This is a genomic window from Actinophytocola sp. NPDC049390 (assembly GCF_044466355.1).
Classification (GTDB): Bacteria; Actinomycetota; Actinomycetes; order Mycobacteriales; family Pseudonocardiaceae; genus Actinophytocola.
This window is the reverse complement of the sequence record NZ_JBITMQ010000005.1, coordinates 279,212-298,881: the sequence shown is the minus strand read 5'-3', so window position 1 is coordinate 298,881 and position 19,670 is coordinate 279,212. Positions and strand designations below refer to the sequence as shown.

At 72.1% G+C, this 19,670-nt stretch carries 6 protein-coding genes; 3 read left to right on the top strand and 3 right to left on the bottom strand.

Going from position 1 to position 19,670, the window contains the following annotated elements:
- Window positions 1-22 precede the first annotated feature (22 nt).
- Genes ACIBVP_RS17730 through ACIBVP_RS17720 form a run of 3 tightly spaced genes read right to left on the bottom strand, consistent with a single transcriptional unit; the run spans window position 23 to window position 2,920 of the window.
- Complete coding sequence (locus tag ACIBVP_RS17730) at window positions 23-841, bottom strand: ABC transporter ATP-binding protein (protein WP_396107201.1); 819 nt, start codon at window positions 839-841, stop codon at window positions 23-25.
- A gap of 1 nt (window position 842) precedes the next feature.
- Window positions 843-1,889, bottom strand: a complete 1,047-nt coding sequence (locus ACIBVP_RS17725) for a FecCD family ABC transporter permease (protein WP_396107200.1) — start codon at window positions 1,887-1,889, stop codon at window positions 843-845.
- On the bottom strand, window positions 1,886-2,920 hold the full coding sequence (locus tag ACIBVP_RS17720) for a FecCD family ABC transporter permease (RefSeq protein WP_396107199.1): 1,035 nt from the start codon (window positions 2,918-2,920) through the stop codon (window positions 1,886-1,888). Before ACIBVP_RS17720 ends, ACIBVP_RS17725 begins: the two co-directional genes overlap by 4 nt.
- A gap of 116 nt (window positions 2,921-3,036) precedes the next feature.
- On the opposite strand from ACIBVP_RS17720, the gene ACIBVP_RS17715 reads away from it, so the two are divergent.
- Genes ACIBVP_RS17715 through ACIBVP_RS17705 form a run of 3 tightly spaced genes read left to right on the top strand, consistent with a single transcriptional unit; the run spans window position 3,037 to window position 19,653 of the window.
- Window positions 3,037-4,053, top strand: coding sequence for an iron-siderophore ABC transporter substrate-binding protein (locus ACIBVP_RS17715; RefSeq protein ID WP_396107198.1), 1,017 nt, complete (start codon window positions 3,037-3,039; stop codon window positions 4,051-4,053).
- 19 nt (window positions 4,054-4,072) lie between these two features.
- Complete coding sequence (locus ACIBVP_RS17710; RefSeq protein WP_396107197.1) at window positions 4,073-19,453, top strand: amino acid adenylation domain-containing protein; 15,381 nt, start codon at window positions 4,073-4,075, stop codon at window positions 19,451-19,453.
- On the top strand, window positions 19,450-19,653 hold the full coding sequence (locus tag ACIBVP_RS17705; RefSeq protein WP_396107196.1) for an MbtH family protein: 204 nt from the start codon (window positions 19,450-19,452) through the stop codon (window positions 19,651-19,653). Before ACIBVP_RS17710 ends, ACIBVP_RS17705 begins: the two co-directional genes overlap by 4 nt.
- The last annotated feature ends 17 nt before the right edge of the window (window positions 19,654-19,670 follow it).

Genomic DNA, 19,670 nt, shown 5'->3' with positions numbered 1-19,670 from the left:
TTCGCTACCGCTCGCGAAAGTGTTACCGAGAGTGCTCAGTTTCACGTTCGGTAAGCGAATGGTGTCGCCCTGTGGGGATGACCAGTGGCGTTCCGCTCACGGGGTCGGTCATCACCTGGCAGCGCACGTCGAACACGTCCTCCACCAACGACGGCGTCACCACGTCGGCGGGCGCGCCCTCGGCGACGACCGACCCGGCCTTCATCGCGATCACGTGGTCGGCGTAGCGGCACGCCTGGTTCAGGTCGTGCAGCACCATCACGATCGTCCTGCCCGCACGCCGGTTCAGGTCCACGACCAGGTCGAGCACGTCGATCTGGTGCGCGAGGTCGAGGAACGTGGTCGGCTCGTCCAGCAGGAGCACGGGCGTCTCCTGCGCGACGGCCATCGCGATCCACGCGCGCTGCCGCTGCCCGCCGGACAGCTCGTCCACGGGCCGGTCGGCGAGCTCGGTCATCTCGGTCGCGGCGAGCGCGGCCGCCACCGCGGCCTCGTCGGCGGCCGACCACTGCCGCCACCAACTCTGGTGCGGCGAACGGCCCCGCGTCACCAGGTCGACGACGGTCAGCCCGTCCGGCGCGACCGGTGACTGCGGCAGGATGCCGAGCACACGGGCGACCTGCCTGGTCGGCATGGCGTGCACGGACTTCCCGTCGAGGTGCACCGCGCCCGCGCGCGGGGTCAGCAACCGCGCGAGCGCCCGCAACAGCGTCGACTTGCCGCACGCGTTCGCGCCGACGATCACGCTGATCCGGCCGGGCGGCACGAGCAGGTCGAGGTCGTCCACCACGACCCGGTTGTCGTAGGCCAGGCGCAGGTGCTCGGCGCGTAACTCACTCACGTCAGCCTCCGGATCCGGCACGGTTGGCCCTGGCCAGCAGCCAGAGTAGGAACGGGGCGCCCAGTGCGCCGGTCACGACCCCGACGGGGAGCTGCGTGTCCGGCACCAGTTCGCGGGCGAGCAGGTCGCTGCCGAGCAGCACGACCGCGCCGGTGATGCCGGACGTGACGAGCGGCGGCACCGGAGTGCCCGCGACGCGCTTGGCGATCTGCGGTGCGGCCAGGGCGACGAACGCGACCGGTCCCGCGGCGGCGGTGCCGAACGCGACGAGCCCGACGCCGACGATCAGCGACGTCAGCCGGGCGAGCTGGACCGGGGTGCCGAGCCCGACGGCGACGTCGTCGCCGAGGTGCAGCGCGGTGAGCCAGCCGCTCATCGCGATGGTGATCGGGACCAGCACGGCCATCGCGATCAGCAGCGGCGTGGCCTGCGCCCACGTGCTGTCGTTGAGGTTGCCGACCATCCAGCCGACGATCTGCTGCGCCTCGTACAGCTTGGCGTGCGCGAGCAGGTAACTGGTGGCGCTGGTGCACGCCCACGAGACGCCGATGCCGACGAGCACGATCCGATAGCCGGTGGTGCCGCGCTGCCAGGCGAGCAGGTAGATCAGCAGCGCCGACCCGAGCGCACCCGCGAGCCCGAGCGTCTGCGTGCCCAGGCCCGCGCCGACGCCGAGCACGATGCCGCAGACGACCGCCGTGGTCGCGCCGGCGGAGACGCCGATGACGTCCGGGCTGGCGAGGGGGTTGCGCGTGATGGTCTGGAAGATCGCGCCGGACATGCCGAACGCGAGCCCCACGAACAAGCCGCACAGGGCGCGCGGCATGCGCCAGTCGTAGACGACGACCCGGTCGTAGTAGTCGCCCTGGGAGAACAGCGCGGCGACGACCTTGCCGACCGACAACGGGTAGTCCCCGATCGTCATGCCGACGCAGAACAGCAGGAACGCGGCGGCGGCGAGGATCAGCGCGGCGCCCAGCACCCTCGGCCGCACGCGGGCCGAGGCGCCGCCGACGCGGATGGCGGTGACGCGGAGGGACGCGGTCACAGCTCGGCCAGCCTGCGTCGGCGGACGAGTGCGATGAAGAACGGCGCGCCGACGAACGCGACCACGATCCCCACGTCGACCTCGCCCGGCCGCGCGAGAACCCGGCCGACGATGTCCGCGGCGAGCACGAGGATCGGCGCGAACACCATGCTGTACGGCAGGAGCCAGCGGTGGTCGGGCCCGGTGACGGCACGGGCGACGTGCGGCACGACGAGCCCCACGAACACGATCGGGCCGACGACGGCGACGGCCGCGCCGGTGAGCAGCGTGATCGCGACCGCGCCCTGCACACGGGTGAGCGCGACCCGCCTGCCGAGCGCCTTCGCCACGTCGTCGCCCAGGGCCATGCTGTTGAACGCGCTCGCCGACGCGAGCGCGAGGACCGTGCCGGCCAGCACGAACGGCAGCACCCGCAGCAGCACGGCGTTGTCCTGTCCGGCAAGGGATCCCGACGCCCAGAAGCGGTACCGGTTGAGCGCCTGGGGGGCGACGAGCGAGATGCCGTTGGTGAGCGAGGTCAGCAGCGCGGTGATGGCGACGCCGGCGAGCGCGAGCTTGACCGGGGTGGCGCCGCCGCGGCCCACGCTGCCGAGCAGGTAGACGACCGCACTCGCGACCAGGGCGCCCGCGAACGCGAACCAGATGTAGCCGTACAGGGACGCGATACCGGTGGTGGCGACCGCGACGACGATGCCGAACGCGGCGCCCGCGCTGATGCCGAGCAGACCGGGGTCGCCGAGGGGGTTGCGGGTGAGCGCCTGCATGACCGCGCCGGCGAGCCCGAGCGAGGCGCCGACGAGGATGCCGAGCAGTGTGCGGGGGAAGCGGGTCCCCCAGATGATCGCGCTCTCCGATCCGTTGCCGAACAGCGTCGCGACGACCTCACCAGGCGGAATGGTCCTGGTTCCGATCGCGAGCGAAAGCACGCACAGCACGAGCAGGACCACGATCGAACCCGCGAGGAACGTCGTGCGGCGACGGGAAGTCCCACGCGCGGGGGCGCCGACGGGCGCGGCGTGGGTCTGGATCATGTGGCCTACCCTACTCGGCAGAAGTTAGGGTAGGTATACCTCAGCTCCTCGTGTTAGGTTCCCCTTACCTAACCACGTCCGGTGGTTGCCGCCTGCCCTGGGAGCGAAGAGAACTCATGAGGTCAGCCAAGATCGCCCTGTTGTTCGTGGTTCTGGCCCTCGCAGGATGCGGAGTCGGCGATCCGCCCGCAGCGCAGGAGCCGACGCGGGAGAGCGCTCTCCCGAACGAGGCCGCGGCCACCTTCCCGATCGAGGTCGAGCACAAGTACGGCACGACCGTCATCGAGAAGAAGCCGCAGAAGATCGTCACACTCGGCCTGTCCGACCAGGACGCCGTGCTCGCGCTCGGCGGCAAGCCGGTCGGCGCGATCGACTGGTTCAAGGAGCGTCCGTACGGCCTGTGGCCGTGGACGAAGGACCTGTGGGGCGACACCCCGCCGGAGATCGTCGGCGAGCGCGACGACTACAACCTCGAGAAGATCCTGAACCTCAAGCCGGACCTGGTCATCGCGCTGTACTCCGGCATGTCGAAGCAGCAGTACGACGAGCTGTCGAAGATCGCGAAGACGGTCGGGCAGCCGAAGGGCTTCGACGACTACGGCGCCCCGTGGCAGGACATGACCCGTATGGCGGGCAAGGCGATGGGTCTCGAGGCCGAGGCGGACGCGAAGATCAAGGAGATCGACGACCGGTTCGCGCGGATCCGCGAGGAACACCCGGAGTGGCAGGGCAAGACCGTCGCGGTCGTGGACCCGTACCAGCCGGGCAAGATGGTCGCCTTCCAGGAGACCGACCCGAAGGCCGCGTTCCTGGAGCAGCTCGGGTTCACCGTGCCGGAGGAGATCAACGAGGCGGCGCGGGACAGCAAGGACAACAACGCGGTCGAGCTCTCCAGCGAACGGCTCGACCTGGTGGACACCGACCTGATCGTGGTCCTGACGTTCGACCCGGCCGCGGCCAGGAAGAGCCTCGACGCGAACCCGGTGTGGCAGGGCCTGAAAGCGGTCAAGGACGGGCGCGTGCTGTACGTGCCGTACTCGGAGCCCGCGATCGGTGCGGCGCTGTCGTTCAACACCGTGATCAGCATCCCGTACGCGATCGACGAGTTCGTCCCGCTGCTCGAGAAGTCCTGACACGGTCGGAGAAGACAACATGGGGACAGGTCTGCCTCTCACAGGTGCGCAGGCCGGGGTCTGGTACGCCCAACAGGCGGAACCGGCCGGCACCGACTTCCACGTCGCGTTCGTCGTCGACCTGCGGGGCACGCCCGACGTGCCCCGCCTGGTCGCCGCCGTCGAGCACACGCTCTCCGAGGCGGAGACGCTGCACGTCCGGATCGCCGAGGTCGACGGCAAGCCTCGGCAGACCGTGGCCCGGAGAGCGGTTTCCGTGCCGGTGCTGGACTTCCCGTCGGAGGACGCGGCCAGGGAGTGGCTGGCCGCCGACCGGGCCCGCCCCATGGACCTCACGACCGGGCCCCTGTTCCATCACGCGATCGTGCGGTTCGCAGACGACCGGATGTGGTGGTACCAGCGCTACCACCACACCGTCATCGACGGCTTCGGCACGTCGCTGCTGATCCGGCGCGTCGCCGCCCGCTACACCGGGAGCGCGCTCTCCGACATCGACTGGTCGCTTTCCCGCCTCGTCGACGACGAGACCAGCTACCTGGAGAGCGCTCTCCACGAGGCAGACCGGTCGTACTGGCTGGAACGCCTCGCGGACGCGCCGGAGCCCGCGCGGCTGCTGGACCGGCCGACCGCGCCCGCCACCCGGCTGGTGCGCAGGGAGGTCGTGCTCGACGCGGCGCCGCTGCGGGCGGCCGCCGAGCGCGAGCACACGAAGGCGTCGCGGCTGCTGGTCGCGGCGGCGTTCGGGTACACGCACCGGATCACGGGAGAGCGCGATCTCGTGCTCGGGATGCCGGTCGCCGGGCGCGCGCTGTGGGACGTGCCGGGCATGACCTCGAACATCCTGCCCGTCCGGGTGCCGGTCGACCCGCACGCGCCGGTGTCGGCGCTGCTCGACGCGGTCGCCGACGAGGTGGCCGGGACCGTGCGGCACGGGCGGTTCCGCGCCGAGGAACTGGCGCGGGCCCTCGGTCTCGAGGAAGGCGTCGACGCACTGGTGGGGCCGACGGTCAACGTGCTCGGCTTCATGAGCGACGTCGACTTCGGTGACCTGACCGCGGAGTTCCACGCCGTGTGGCCGGGTCCGGTGCACGACCTCGCGATCACCGCGCTCGAACAGGCGGACGGCGAGTCGTTCCTGTTCACCGTCGAGGGCGACGCGGCCGTGTGCGGCGAGGCGGAACTGGCGGCGCACGAACGCGGCCTGCTCGCCGTGCTCGACGCGCTCGTGTCCACGCCGGACCGGCCGCTGCGTGCGGTCGAACTGGCGCCGCTGCCACTGGAGTTCGGCACGGACCCGCGCGACGCCGACGAGGTGACGTGGCCGGGGGCGTTCGAGCGTCGGGTAGCGCTCTGTCCGGACGCCGTGGCGGTGGTGTGCGAGGACGTCACGCTGACGTACGCGGAGCTGAACGCCGCCGCGAACCGCCTGGCACGCCTGCTCATCGAGCGCGGTGCCGGCCGGGAAGACGTCGTCGGGATAGCGCTCCCCCGCTCGGCGGACCTGGTGGTGGCGCTGCTCGCGGTGATGAAGACGGGAGCGGCGTACCTGCCGCTCGACCTGGACCACCCGGCCGACCGGTTGGCGTACATGCTCACCGACTCGTCCGCGCGGCTGGTCGTGACGACGTCCGCGACCGATCTGCCGCCGTGCGAGCGGCTCCTGATCGACGACGTCGACCTGTCCACTCGCGACTCCGCCGATGTGGACGTCGAGATTCCCCTGGACGGCGCGGCGTACGTCATCTACACGTCCGGGTCGACCGGGCGTCCCAAGGGCGTCGTGGTGTCGCACGACGGGATCGGATCGCTGATCGCGACCGCGGTCGACCGCATCGGGGTGACCGCAGAAAGCCGGGTCGCGCAGTTCGCGTCCGTCGGGTTCGACGTGGCCGTGTGGGACCTGTGCATGTCGCTCGGGACCGGCGCACGGGTCGTCGTGGTGCCCGAGCACCGCCGGGTCGCGGGGCCGGAGCTGACCGATTACCTGTGTGACAACGGCGTCACGCACATGATCCTTCCGCCGTCGCTGGTGGCCGCGCTGCCGCCGGAGTGCACGCTGCCGGACGGCGCGGTGCTCGTGGTCGGCACCGAGGCGGTGCCCGCCGAGCTGGTGGCGCGGTGGTCGCCGACGCTGCGGGTCGTGGTCGCGTACGGGCTCACCGAGGCGACCGTGAACTCGACGCTGTGGCTCGCGGAACCGGGCTGGGACGGGCCGGTGCCGATCGGCGGCCCGGACCCGAACACGCGGCTGTACGTGCTGGACCCGACCCTGCGACCGGTCGGTGTCGGGGTGACGGGTGAGCTGTACGTCGGCGGGCGCGGGCTCGCGCGCGGGTACCTGGGGAAGCCGGGGATGACCGCGACGCGGTTCGTGTCGGATCCGTTCGGCGAGCCCGGGGACCGGATGTACCGGACGGGTGACCGCGTGCGGTGGACCGCCGCGGGCAACCTGGAGTTCCTCGGGCGCGCGGACAGCCAGGTGAAGATCCGCGGGCACCGGATCGAGCCGGGCGAGATCGAGAGCGTGTTGCTGCGGCAGCCGGGTGTGGCGCAGGCGGCCGTGTCGCTGCGGCACGACCACCGCGGGGCGCCTCGCCTCGTCGCTTATCTGTCCGGTGTGGACGTCGAGTCGGCGGCCGTGCGCGCGGCGGTCGTCGACGAGCTGCCGGAGTACCTGGTGCCGTCGGTGTTCCTCGTGGTCGAGGGCACGTTGCCGTTGACCCCCAACGGAAAGCTCGACGCGAAGGCGTTGCCGGAGCCGGACTGGGCGGGACTCACCGGCACCGCCGCACCGGCCACGGAGACCGAGCGCACGCTCGCCGCGGTGTTCGCGGACGTGCTGCGGCTGCCCGAGGTGGGAGTCCGCGACAGCTTCTTCGCGCTGGGCGGCGACAGCATCGTCGCGATCCAGCTGGTGAGCCGGGCCCGTGCGGCCGGGTTGGCGTTGACGCCGAGGGACGTGTTCCGGCACCGCACGGTCGAGGCGCTCGCCGCGGTCGCGACCCCGACGACGGCGCGGGTGACGGACAGCGACACGGACACCGGCACCGGCGTCGTGCCCGCGACGCCGATCGTCCGGTGGCTGAGCGAGGTCGACGGGCCAACGGACGCGTACTACCAGGCGGCCGTGCTGCCGCTCGCATCCGATGTGGACGCCGCACAGGTGGTGCGGCGGCTGGTGGACCACCACGACCTGCTGCGCGCCCGGTTGACCGACGAGTGGACGCTCGACGTGCCGCCGCCGGGCACGGTCGAGGTGACCGTCGCGACCGCCGACGCCGACGAGGCCGTGGCGGAACGGCGCGCCGCCGGGCGGCTCGCGCCGCGTGCCGGTCGCATGGTGTGCGCGGTCCGGTTCCCGGACCGGTTGCTGCTCGTGATCCATCACCTGGTCGTCGACGGGGTGTCGTGGCTGATCATCGCCGAGGACGTGGCCCGGCTCGCGGCCGGTGCGGACCCGGAGCCGGTGGCGACGTCGTTCCGCCGCTGGGCCACCGCACTGTCGTCGGTGGACCGTTCGGCGGAGCTTCCCTTCTGGGAGAAGCAACTCGACGGCCCGGACCCGCGTCTCGGCACCAGGCCGCTGGACGCACGGGACACCGCGGCGACCGTCCGGACGCACACCGTTTCGCTGCCGCGGGAGGTCACGGCGCCGCTGCTGTCGCGGGTGCCCGCCGCGTTCCACGGGTCGGTCAACGACGTGCTGCTGACCGGGCTCGCGGTCGCGGTCGGCCTGTGGCGGGACGCGGGCAGTGCGGTGCTGGTCGAGTTGGAAGGCCACGGGCGTGAGGAACAGGTCGTCGGAGGGGTCGACCTGTCCCGCACGGTCGGCTGGTTCACCACCACGTTCCCGGTGCGGCTCGACCCGGGCACCGGTGACCTGGCGGCCGCGGTCAAGCGGGTGAAGGAGCAGCTGCGTGCGGTGCGGGACAACGGCATCGGCCACGGCCTCCTTGGGCTGCCCGCCGGGCGACCGCAGATCCTGTTCAACTACCTGGGCCGCTTCGACTCGGCCGACGCGCTGCGGGCCGGGGTGGATCCGGCCATGCCCGTGGGGCACGCCCTGGAGATCAACGCGCTCACGGTCGGCGACACGTTCACCGCGACGCTCTCGTTCCCGGGCGGGGTGCTGTCCGAGGACGAGGTGTCGGCGCTCGCCGAGCTGTGGACCGAGGCGCTGACCCGGTTGTCCGCGCTGTCCGATGCGGACGGCGGGCACACGCCGTCGGACTTCCCGCTGGTGTCGCTCGCCCAGTCCGAAGTGGACGGGCTGGGCGACGTGGCGGACGTGCTGCCGGTCTCGCCGCTGCAGGCGGGGTTCTACTTCCACGAGCGGTTCGAGGCGACCGAGCACGACGTGTACGTGGTGCAGCAGACCGTCGAGCTGCACGAGCCCGTGGACCCGGCGGCCATGCGGCGCGCCGCACAGGAGGTGCTCGACCGGCACGCGCCGCTGCGGGCGTCGTTCCACCAGCTCACCGACGGCCGGTTGCTGCAGGTGATCCGGGACGGCGTGCCCGTGCCGTGGCGGGAGTCGGAGAGCGCTCCCCAGGACGTGGCGGCCGAGGAACGCGCGGTCCGCTTCGACCTGGCGAGCGCGCCGATGCTGCGGGTCGCACTGGTGCGCCGGAGGTGGCTGGTGCTGACGCTGCACCACATCGCGACCGACGGCTGGTCGGCGCCCATCCTCGTGCAGGAGCTGCTGGCCGGGTACCGGGGCGAGGCGCTGCGGCCGGTGACCGCGTTCCGCGGCTACCACGAGTGGCTGGCCGACCAGGACACCGGGACGTCGCTCGCCGAGTGGCGGAGAGCGCTCTCCGGCGCCGAACCGACCGTGCTCGCGGCGGCGGGCGGGACACCGCGACCGCGGCGACTGGAGTTGACCGTGCCCGCGCCGACCGCTCGGGCGCGGGAACTGGGCGTCACGCTCAGCACGTGGGTGCAGACCGCGTGGGCGGTGGTGCTGGGCAGGCTGACGAACCGCGACGACGTCGTGTTCGGCACCACGGTGTCGGGGCGGTCGTCGGAGGTGGCCGGCGTCGAGTCGATGATCGGCCTGTTCGCGAACACCCTGCCGGTGCGGGTGCGGTGGCGACCGGGCGACTCGCTCGCCTCGGTGGCCCAGCGGACGCAGGCCGAGCAGTCCGAACTGTCGGCACACCACCAGGTCGGCCTGTCCGACCTGCAGAAGGGCACCGGCGCGTTGTTCGACACGCTCCTGGTGTTCGAGAACTACCCGCTCGACGCGCTGCCGGACGTGGCGTCGTGGGACCACTTCGGCGAGGGCCACTACCCGCTCGCCGTGATCGTCATCCCCGGCGACGAGCTGCGGGTCCAGGTCGAGTACGACGCGAACCGCGTGACGAACGCCGCCGAGATCGGCGACCAGCTCCGGAGAGCGCTCTCCGCCGATCCCGACCAGCCGGTCGCGGCGCTGTCCCTGGTGGACGACGAGCCGCTGACCGGGCCGGAACTGCCGGTCGAGGACGTGACGATCGCCGGGCTGTTCACCCGCCAGGCCGCCGCGACCCCGCTGGCGACCGCGGTGATCGCCGGGGAAACCCGGTTGACCTACGCGGAGCTGGACGACTGGTCGCAGCGGGTCGCGAGCGGGCTGGCACCCGGGACCGTCGTCGCCGTCGAGATCCCCCGGTCGGTGGAGCAGATCGTCGGCCTGCTCGGGGTGCTGAAGGCGGGCGCGGTCTACCTGCCCGTCGACCCCGAGTACCCCGCGGAGCGCCGCCGGTTCCTGCTGGCGGACTCCGGCGCGCGGACGGTACTCACCGCACCCGAGATCCACGCGGCCCGGGAACCCGGCGCCACACACGCACGGCCCGGACCGGCGTACCTGATCTACACGTCCGGCTCGACCGGCACCCCGAAGGGCGTGCTGGTCACGCACACCGCCCTGGTCAACCAGCTCACCTGGCTGGAGAGCGTTTTCCCGCTCGACGACCGCGACCGGGTGCTGCACCAGATCTCCCCCAGCTTCGACCCGTCGCTCATCGAGGTGCTGTGGCCGCTCACCAGCGGCGCGACCGTCGTGGTCGCCGACGACCACCGCGACGCCGAGGCACTCGTCGCCACGATCCGCGAGCACCGGATCACCACGCTGATGTCGGTGTCCCCCATGCTGAACGCACTCCTCGCGTCCGATGTGGACGGTCTGCGGTCGCTGCGGCGCGTGTTCGGCGGCGGCGAGGCCATGACCGGCGAGCTGGCCACGCGCTGGCGCGAGACCACCGGGACGGAGCTGTACAACGTCTACGGGCCGACGGAGAGCGCTGTCCAGGTCACGGCGTGGCCCGCGACCGAGGCCACCGGCCCGGTCCCGATCGGGCAGCCGGTCGCGAACACCACGGCGTACGTCCTCGACCGGTACCTGCGGCCCGCCACCACCGGCGAGCTGTACGTGGCCGGCCCGCAGCTCGCGCTCGGCTACCTGCACCGGCCCGGCACGACCGCGGAGCGGTTCGTCGCGAACCCGTACGCGCCGGGCGAACGCATGTACCGCACCGGTGACCTGGTCCGCCGCGACGGCGACCGGCTCGTCTACCTCGGCCGCGCCGACCACCAGGTCAAGATCCGCGGCAACCGCGTCGAACTGGGCGAGATCGAGGCGCACCTGCGCAGGCACGGCGACGCGGCCGTCGTCGTGGACACCGACGGGCCCGGCACCCGGCTGCTCGCGTACGTCGTCACCGACGACCCGGCGGCCGTCCACGCGGCACTCAAGCGCGACCTGCCGGCGGCGATGGTGCCCGACGAGGTCGTCGCGCTCGACGTGCTCCCCCGCACCGCCAACGGAAAGCTCGACCGCGACAAGCTGCCGAAGCCCGCGCGGATCACCCGCGAGGCGGGATCCACCGCTGAGCAAACGCTCTCCGACATCTTCGCCACGGTCCTCAAGCTCGACCGGGTCGGCCCGGACGAGGACTTCTTCACCCTCGGCGGCGACAGCATCCTGTCGATCACGGTGTCGTCGCACGCCCGCAAGGCGGGGCTCGACCTGAGCCCCAAGGACGTGTTCGAACTCCGCACCCCGGCGGCGCTCGCGGCCGCGGCGGCCCCTTCGCGGACCACGCAGGACACCGACGGAGTCGGGACCGTGCCGCTCCTCCCGGTCGTGCACCACCTGCGGGAACGCGGCGGCCCGATCGACCGGTTCACGCTCTCCATGTACGTACGGACCCCGGAGGGCGCGACCGAGGAGCAGCTCACGCGCACGCTCCAGACCGTGGTCGACCGCCACGACGGCCTCCGCCAGAAGCTCACGAAGCACGCGCCGGGCCTGTGGTCGCTGGAGACGGTGCCGTCGGCGCCGGTGGAGATCACCCGGGACCTCGACGACAGCTTCGACGACACCGACCTGGACCCCGAGTCCGGCCGAATGCTGCGGTTCGTGTGGCAGGAGAGCGCTCACCGGCTCCTGATCGTCGCGCACCACCTGGTGGTCGACGGTGTCTCGTGGCGGATCCTGTTCTCCGACCTCGCCGCCGCGTGGGAGGGCAGGCCGCTCGACGCCGTGCCCACGTCGCTGCGTCGCTTCGCCCGGCACGTCGCCGAGCAGGCGCACGAGCCGCACCGGCTCGCCGAGCTGCCGCACTGGACGGCCACCCTCGCCCCGGGTGCGGAGCTGAAGCCCGGCGCCCGGCCCGGCACGGTGAGCGCTCTCCGAACCCACCGGCTCGACCTGCCCGCCCCGGACGGCGTCGGCCACGACCTGCTGCTGGCCGCGCTGCGGATGGCGGTCACCCGCTGGCGCGGGGAGAGCGCTCTCCTCGTGGACGTCGAACGGCACGGCCGCGAGGGCGACCTCGACCTGTCCCGCACGGTCGGCTGGCTCACAAGCGTCCAGCCCGTCCGCCTCGCGGCCGCGGACACCCTGGCCGAGCAGGTGCGCGTGGTTCGGAAAGCGCTCTCCGAGGCGCCGGACAACGGCCTCGGGTTCGGCATCCTGCGCTACCTCAACCCGCAGTCCGCGCCGCTCCTGGCCCAGCTGCCGCCCGCGCAGGTGCTGTTCAACTACTTCGGCCGCTTCCCCGACGCCCGCACCGAGGACTGGCTCCCCGCCCCGGACGCGCCGACGCTGCTCCCGGACCCGGACATGGGCATGTCACACGTCCTGCAGCTCGACACGATCTGCGCGGAGACCCCGGACGGCCCGCGCCTGCGTGCAACGTGGTCGTGGACGCACGACCTGACCGAGGACGACGTCCACGCACTCGCCCGGTACTGGGAGGAAGCGCTCTCCGAGCAGACCGACGACGTGTGGCCGCTGTCGCCGTTGCAGGAGGGCCTGTACTTCCACGCCACCTACGACACGGCGGACATCGACGTCTACACCGCGCAGGGCGCGCTGGACGTCGACCGGCGGATCGACCTCGACCGGCTGCGGGCCGCGTGCCGGACCCTGCTGGCGCGCAACCCCAGCCTGCGGGCCGGGTTCACCGGCGACGCGCAGGTCATCGCCGCCGCGCCCGAGCTGCCGATCACCGTGCACGAGGTCGCCACCCGCGACGAGGCCGCCGAGCTGATGGCCGCCGACCGCGCGGTGCGGTTCGACCTCACGCGGCCGCCGCTCGTGCGCATGCAGGTGTTCCACTTCCCGGACGGCACCGACCGGCTGGTCACCACGCACCACCTGATCCTGTGGGACGGCTGGTCCGAGGGGCGGTTCACCGAGCAACTGCTGTCGCTGTACGAGCGCGGTGGCGACGACCGCGGACTGCCCACGCCAGGCTCCTACCGCGACTACCTGGACTGGCTGGCCGCACAGGACAAGGGCGCCGCCAAGGAAGCCTGGCGGAGAGCGCTCTCCGGCCTTGCCGAGCCGACGCTCGTCGGCCGTGCCGACACGGCGATGCGACCGGCCATCCCGCGCCGCCACCTCACGGAGGTGGACCAGGCACGGCTGCAGGCCACCGCCCGCGAGGCGGGGGTGACGCTGAACGCGCTGCTCAACGCGGCGTGGGCGCTCGTGCTGGCGGGCGCGACCGGCCGCGACGACGTCGTGTTCGGCACGACGGTCGCGGGGCGGCCCACCGAGGTCCCGAACGTGGAGAGCGCTCTCGGGCTGTTCCTCAACACGGTGCCGGTACGTGTCGCGCTGGATCCGAGGGAGACGGTCGCGCAACTGTTGCGCCGCATCCAGGACGAGCGGACGGCGTTGATGCCGCACGAGTACCTCGGCCTCGGTGAGCTGCAACAGGAGTCCGGGCACGCGCGGCTGTTCGACACGCTGTACGTGCTGCAGAACTTCGTGGACGCCGACGCGTTCGCGGCCCTCGAAAGCCGGTTCGGGGTGACCCCGGCCGGGAGCGTCGACGCCACGCACTACCCGCTCACCCTGGTCCTCACACCGGGAGAGCGGTTGCGCGTCAAGCTCGAGTACCGGCCGGACGTGTTCGACGACGACACCGCGCGCGTGTTCCTCGACCGGTTCACCACGCTGCTGGACCGGCTCACGGACGATCCACACGCGACGGTCGGGCGCCTGGACCTCCTGCTGCCGAGCGAACAGGACACGCTCACCGCCGAGTGGGCGGCGAACGAGCACCCGGTGCCGGACGACACGATCGCCGACCTGCTCGCGCAGCGGGCGGCGCTCGTCCCCGACGAGTCGGCGCTCGTGTTCGGCGAGCAGACGCTCACGTACGCGGAGCTGGACGGCCGGGTCAACCAGCTCGCCCGCCACCTGCTGGCGCGCGGCGCGATGCCGGAAACCGTGGTGGCGCTGGCGCTCCCGCGCTCCATCGAGATGGTCGTCGCCCTCTTCGCGGTGCTGCGAACCGGTGCCGCGTACCTGCCGCTGGACCTGGACCACCCGGTCGACCGGCTGAAGCTCATGGTCGACGACACCGCGCCGGTGTGCCTGCTGTCGATGTCCACAGTGGATTCCACGCTCTCGGCTGATGCGGTGCTGCTCGACGACCCGGAGATCCGCGCCGAGCTGGACACCACACCCGACCACGAGATCGGCGACGCCGAACGGCCGCTGTTCGCGCACGGACTGCCCGGCAGGCTGGAGCACCCCGCGTACGTGATCTACACGTCCGGTTCGACCGGCAAGCCGAAGGGCGTGGTCACCCCGTACCGCGGCCTGACGAACATGCAGCTCAACCACCGCGCGGAGATCTTCGACCCGACGGTGTCGAGTGCGGGGCGGCGGCTGCGGATCGCGCACACCGTGTCGTTCGCGTTCGACATGTCGTGGGAGGAACTGCTGTGGCTCGTCGAGGGCCACGAGGTGCACGTGTGCGACGAGGAACTGCGCCGCGACGCGGAGGCCCTGGTCGGGTACTGCGAACGGCACCGCATCGACGTCGTCAACGTGACGCCGACGTACGCGCAACTGCTGTTCGAGGAAGGCCTCCTCGATGGGCATGTGCCGCCGCTGGTCCTCCTCGGCGGCGAGGCGGTCTCGGACGCGGTGTGGACGCGACTGCGGGACACCGACGGCACCTACGGCTACAACCTGTACGGCCCCACCGAGTACACGATCAACACGCTCGGCGCGTCCACAGCGGACTCGCCGACACCGGTGGTGGGCAAGCCGATCTGGAACACCCGCGGCTACGTGCTGGACGCACGGCTGCGGCCGGTGCCACCGGGCACGCCCGGTGAGCTGTACATCGCGGGCATCGGCCTGGCACGCGGCTACCACGCGCGGTCCGGGCTGACGGCGGAACGGTTCGTGGCCGACCCGTTCGGCGCGCCGGGCGACCGCATGTACCGAACCGGCGACCTGGTGCGGAGACGCCCCGACGGCAACCTGGACTTCCTGGGCCGCACCGACGACCAGGTGAAGATCCGCGGCTACCGGGTCGAACTGGGCGAGATCGAGGCGGCGCTGAACGACCACCCGGACGTCACGCAGGCCGCCGTGATCGCGGTCGACCACGGTGCCACGAAACGGCTCCTCGCCTACGTGGTCGGCGACCCGGACCTGCGCGAGTACCTGAAGCAGCGCCTGCCCGACTACATGGTCCCGGCCGCGATCACGGCGGTCGACCACCTGCCGCTGACGGTCAACGGCAAGCTCGACGTGAAAGCGCTCCCCGAGCCCGACCTGGTCTCCGCCGAGCACCGCGCACCGAGCACACCGGCCGAGAGAGCGCTCTCCGAGTTGTTCGCCGACATCCTCGGCGTCCCGGCGGTCGGTGTGGGCGACAACTTCTTCGACCTGGGCGGGCACTCCCTGCTCGCGACCCGGCTCGTGAGCCGCGCCCGCTCCGCACTGGACGTCGACTTGTCGATCCGTGACCTGTTCGAGGCGCCGACCGTGGCCGAGCTGGCCGCGCGGGTCGCCGGTGCGTCCGGCGCGACCCGGCCACCGCTGCGCCCGGTCGACCGGCCCGACGAGCTACCGCTCTCCCACGCCCAGCAGCGGCTGTGGGTGATCCAGCAGCTGGAGGGCACGTCGGCGGCGTACAACTTCCCGCTCGTGTTCCGGCTGCGGGGCCCGCTCGACCTGGACGCATGGCGGAGAGCGCTCTCCGACGTGGTGACCAGGCACGAGGCGCTGCGGACCGTGTTCGGCGAGCGGGACGGGCGCCCGTACCAGCGCGTGCTGCACGACGTCACCCCACCGGTCGAGGTCGTCGAGTACACCGACGACACCGTGCAGGACGCCGTCGACCGCCCGTTCGACCTCGCGACCGAGCTGCCGCTGCGGGTGACGATCGCCCGGGTGTCCGATGTGGAGCACGTCATCGTGGTGCTGCTGCACCACATCACGACCGACGAGTGGTCCGACCGCCCGTTCCTGCGCGACCTGACCACGGCGTACGAGGCACGAATGGGCGGCAACGCTCCGGAGTGGACACCACTGCCGGTGCAGTACGCGGACTACACGCTCTGGCAACGAGAACTGCTCGACGGCATCGCGGAGGAACAGCTCGACTACTGGCAGCGCACCCTCGACGGGGCACCGCAGGAGCTGGAGCTGCCGACCGACCGCCCCCGCCCGGCCCGGCCGACGTTCCGCGGCGCGGAGGAGGTTCTCACCGTCCCGGCCGAGACCGCGGACGCGTTGCGGGCACTGTCGGCACGCACCGGCGCGAGCATGTTCATGCTGCTGCACGCGGCCGTCGCCGCACTGCTGCACCGCATGGGCGCGGGCACCGACATCCCGTTGGGCGCGCCGATCGCGGGCCGCGTGGACGACGCGCTCGACGACCTCGTCGGGTTCTTCGTGAACACGCTGGTGCTGCGGACGCGGCTGACCGGTGCCACGACGTTCGAGGAACTGGTCGAGCAGGTGCGGGAGACCGACCTGGCGGCGTTCTCGCACGCGGACGTGCCGTTCGAGTCGGTCGTGGAGCGGCTCAACCCGGCCCGTTCCGTCGCACGGAACCCGTTGTTCCAGGTCATGGTCGGCTACCACACCGGCACCGACTGGCTGGGCCTGCCGGACCTGGTCGTCGAACCGGTGCCGTTCCGCATGACGACGGCGAAGTTCGACCTCGTCTTCAGCTTCGCGGAGCACGCGAGCAGCGGCAGGCTCGACTGCCGCCTGGAGTACGCGACCGACCTCTTCGACGCGGAAACCGTGGCCCGGCTGGGCGAACGGCTCACGATGCTCCTCGCCGCGGTCACCGCCGACCCGGCCGCCCGGCTCGACCGCGCCGACCTGCTCACCGGCACCGAACGGCGGCAGGTCGTCGAGGGCTTCAACGCGACCGACCGCGCCGTGCCCGAGCTGACCATGCCGGAGCTGTTCGCCCGCAACGTCGCGGAGAAGCCGGACGCGGACGCGGTCGTCGACGAGTCCGTGACGTGGACCTACGCGCAACTGGACACGCGGTCCAACCAGATCGCACGGCTGCTGCGGGCGCACGGGATCGGCCCCGAAGACGTGGTGGCGCTGGCCGTGCCGAGGTCGGCCGAGATGGTCGCCGCCGTGCTCGCGGTCGTGAAGCTGGGCGCCGCGTACCTACCGCTGGACCTGTCCCACCCCACGGACCGTCTCGCCTACATGCTGGACGACGCGTCCGCGCGGCTCGTGCTGGCCACCGAACCGGTGAGCGGCAAGGTCCCCGAGTCCGAGGTGATCCTGCTGGACGCGCCGGGCGTCGTGCCGGCCGACGGCAGCCCGCTCGACACCGCACCGCCCGGGTTGGACGCCACGGCGTACGTCATCTACACGTCCGGCTCGACGGGCCGCCCCAAGGGTGTGCTGGTGCCGCACGACGGCATCGCGTCGCTCGCCGCGACCGCGATCGACCGGATGGGCCTGAAGACCGACAGCCGGGTGCTGCAGTACGCGTCGGTGGGCTTCGACGTGGCGGTGTTCGAGCTGACGATGGCGGTGTGCGTCGGCGGCACGCTGGTGATCGCGCCGGACGAGGTCCGCACGGCGGGCCGCGAGCTGACGGACTTCCTGGCCGCGCAACGGATCACGCACCTGATCCTGCCGCCGTCGCTCGTGTCGGCGCTGCCGGAGGGCTGCGAGCTCCCCGAGGGCGCGACGATCCTGGTGGGCACGGAGACCGTGCCGCCGGACCTGATCGCGCGGTTCGCGGGCAGGCTGAACGTGCTGGCCGCCTACGGGCTGACCGAGGCGACGGTGAACTCGACGCTGTGGCCCGCGGTCCCGGACTGGCCGGGCGCGGTGCCGATCGGTGTGCCGGACCCGAACACGCGCGGGTACGTGCTGGACGAGACGTTGCGGCCGGTGCCACCGGGTGTGGTGGGCGAGTTGTACGTGACCGGCCGTGGCCTCGCCAGGGGGTACCTGAACAAGGCTGCGCTGACGTCGACGCGGTTCGTGGCGTGCCCGTTCGGCCCGCCCGGCACCCGCATGTACCGCACGGGCGACCGCGCGCGGTGGCGGCGGGACGGCAACCTGGACTTCTTCGGCCGGGTCGACGACCAGGTGAAGATCCGCGGCTTCCGCGTCGAGCTGGGCGAGATCGAGGCCGTGCTGGCCGGGCACGACGCGGTCCGGCAGGCCGCGGTGGTGGTCGACGGCGGCAGGCTGGTCGGCTACGTGGTCCCGCGCGGCGAACTCCCCGACCTGCGGGCGCACGCGGCGCTGTTCCTGCCCGAACACATGGTCCCGTCGGCGGTCGTGGCGCTGGACGGCCCGCTTCCGTTGACCCCCAACGGAAAGCTGGACCGTGCGGCGTTGCCGTCGGTGGACTGGGCCGCGATGGTCGGCGACGACCGCCCGACGACCGCGGCGGAACAACGGCTCGCGACGGTGTTCGCGGACGTGCTGGACCTGCCGACGGTCGGCGTGCACGACAACTTCTTCGCGCTGGGCGGCCACTCGATGGCGGCGATGCGCCTGGTCGGCCGGGTGCGCGCGGTGTTCGGTGTGGACGTCACGATCCGCGACGTCTTCGAGGCCCCCACGGTGGTGGCGCTGGCGTCGGCCCTGGCGGCCGCGTCCGCCGCACGTCCGGCACTGGTCGCACGCGGCCTGACCGGCGTGGTCGCGCCGGTGCAGGCGCAGTGGCGCGACCGCCCAGGCGACGACCACGTGTTCACGATCCGCTGGCCGGACCGGGCGGCACTGGCAGCGGCGGTCGCGGACGTGGTCGCGCGTCACGAAACGTTGCGGGGCCCGGGTTTCCGGGCGGAGTGGACCGAGCACCTGACGCTGCGCATGGACTACGAGGCCGTCGACGAGTGGTCCGTGGTCCCGCTGTTCCGCGACCTGCACACGGCCTACGCGGCCAGGGTCGCCGGGTCGGCACCCGACTGGACACCGCTGCCGGTGTCCTATTCGGACTACGCGGCGTGGTCGGCCGAACGGCTCGACGCCGTGCGGGACGGGCAGCTGGCGTTCTGGCGGGCCCGGTTGTCCGATGTGGACTGGACGACGACGTCGACCGACCCGGCGGCGGACTTCGTCCCGCTGACGCTGCCACCGGACCTGCACGCGGCGATCGACGCGCTCGCGACCCGCACCGGCACGAGCATGTTCATGGTCCTGCAGGCCGCGCTGGCGACGGTGCTGGGCGGCGAGGTCCCGATCGGCACCCTGGTGGCGGGCCGTGACGACGAACAGCTGACGGATCTCGTCGGCTGCTTCTTCAACACGATCGTGCTGCGCACCCGGGCACACGAGTCGTTCGAGGAGACCCTCGCCGAGATCCGCGAGAACAACCTGGACGCGCTGGACAACCAGGAGCTGCCGTACTCGGAGCTGGCGGACCGCGCCCCGCGCGTGATGCTGATCCACCACGAACAGGCGAGCCTCGCGACCACCGACATCGAGGCGGTGCCGACCGGTATGTCCACATCGGACCTGACGCTCGCGTTCTACGAACCACCGGCAGGCCACCCCGTCCACTGCTACCTGCACTACCGCACGGCGACGCACACCCGCGACGCCGTCGAGGCCATGGCGTCCGACCTGCTCACCACCCTGAAGGAGCGCACCCGATGACGAACCCGTTCGAGGACGAGGACGGCACCTACCTCGTGCTGGTCAACGAGGAGGACCAGCACTCGCTGTGGCCCGCGTTCGCGGAGGTCCCGGCGGGCTGGCGGATCGTGTTCGGCGAGGACACCCGCCCGGCCTGTGTCGCGTACGTGGAGGAGCACTGGACCGACCTGCGCCCGAAGTCCCTGCGAGCTGACCACTGACGTCCTGAGTGGAGGCC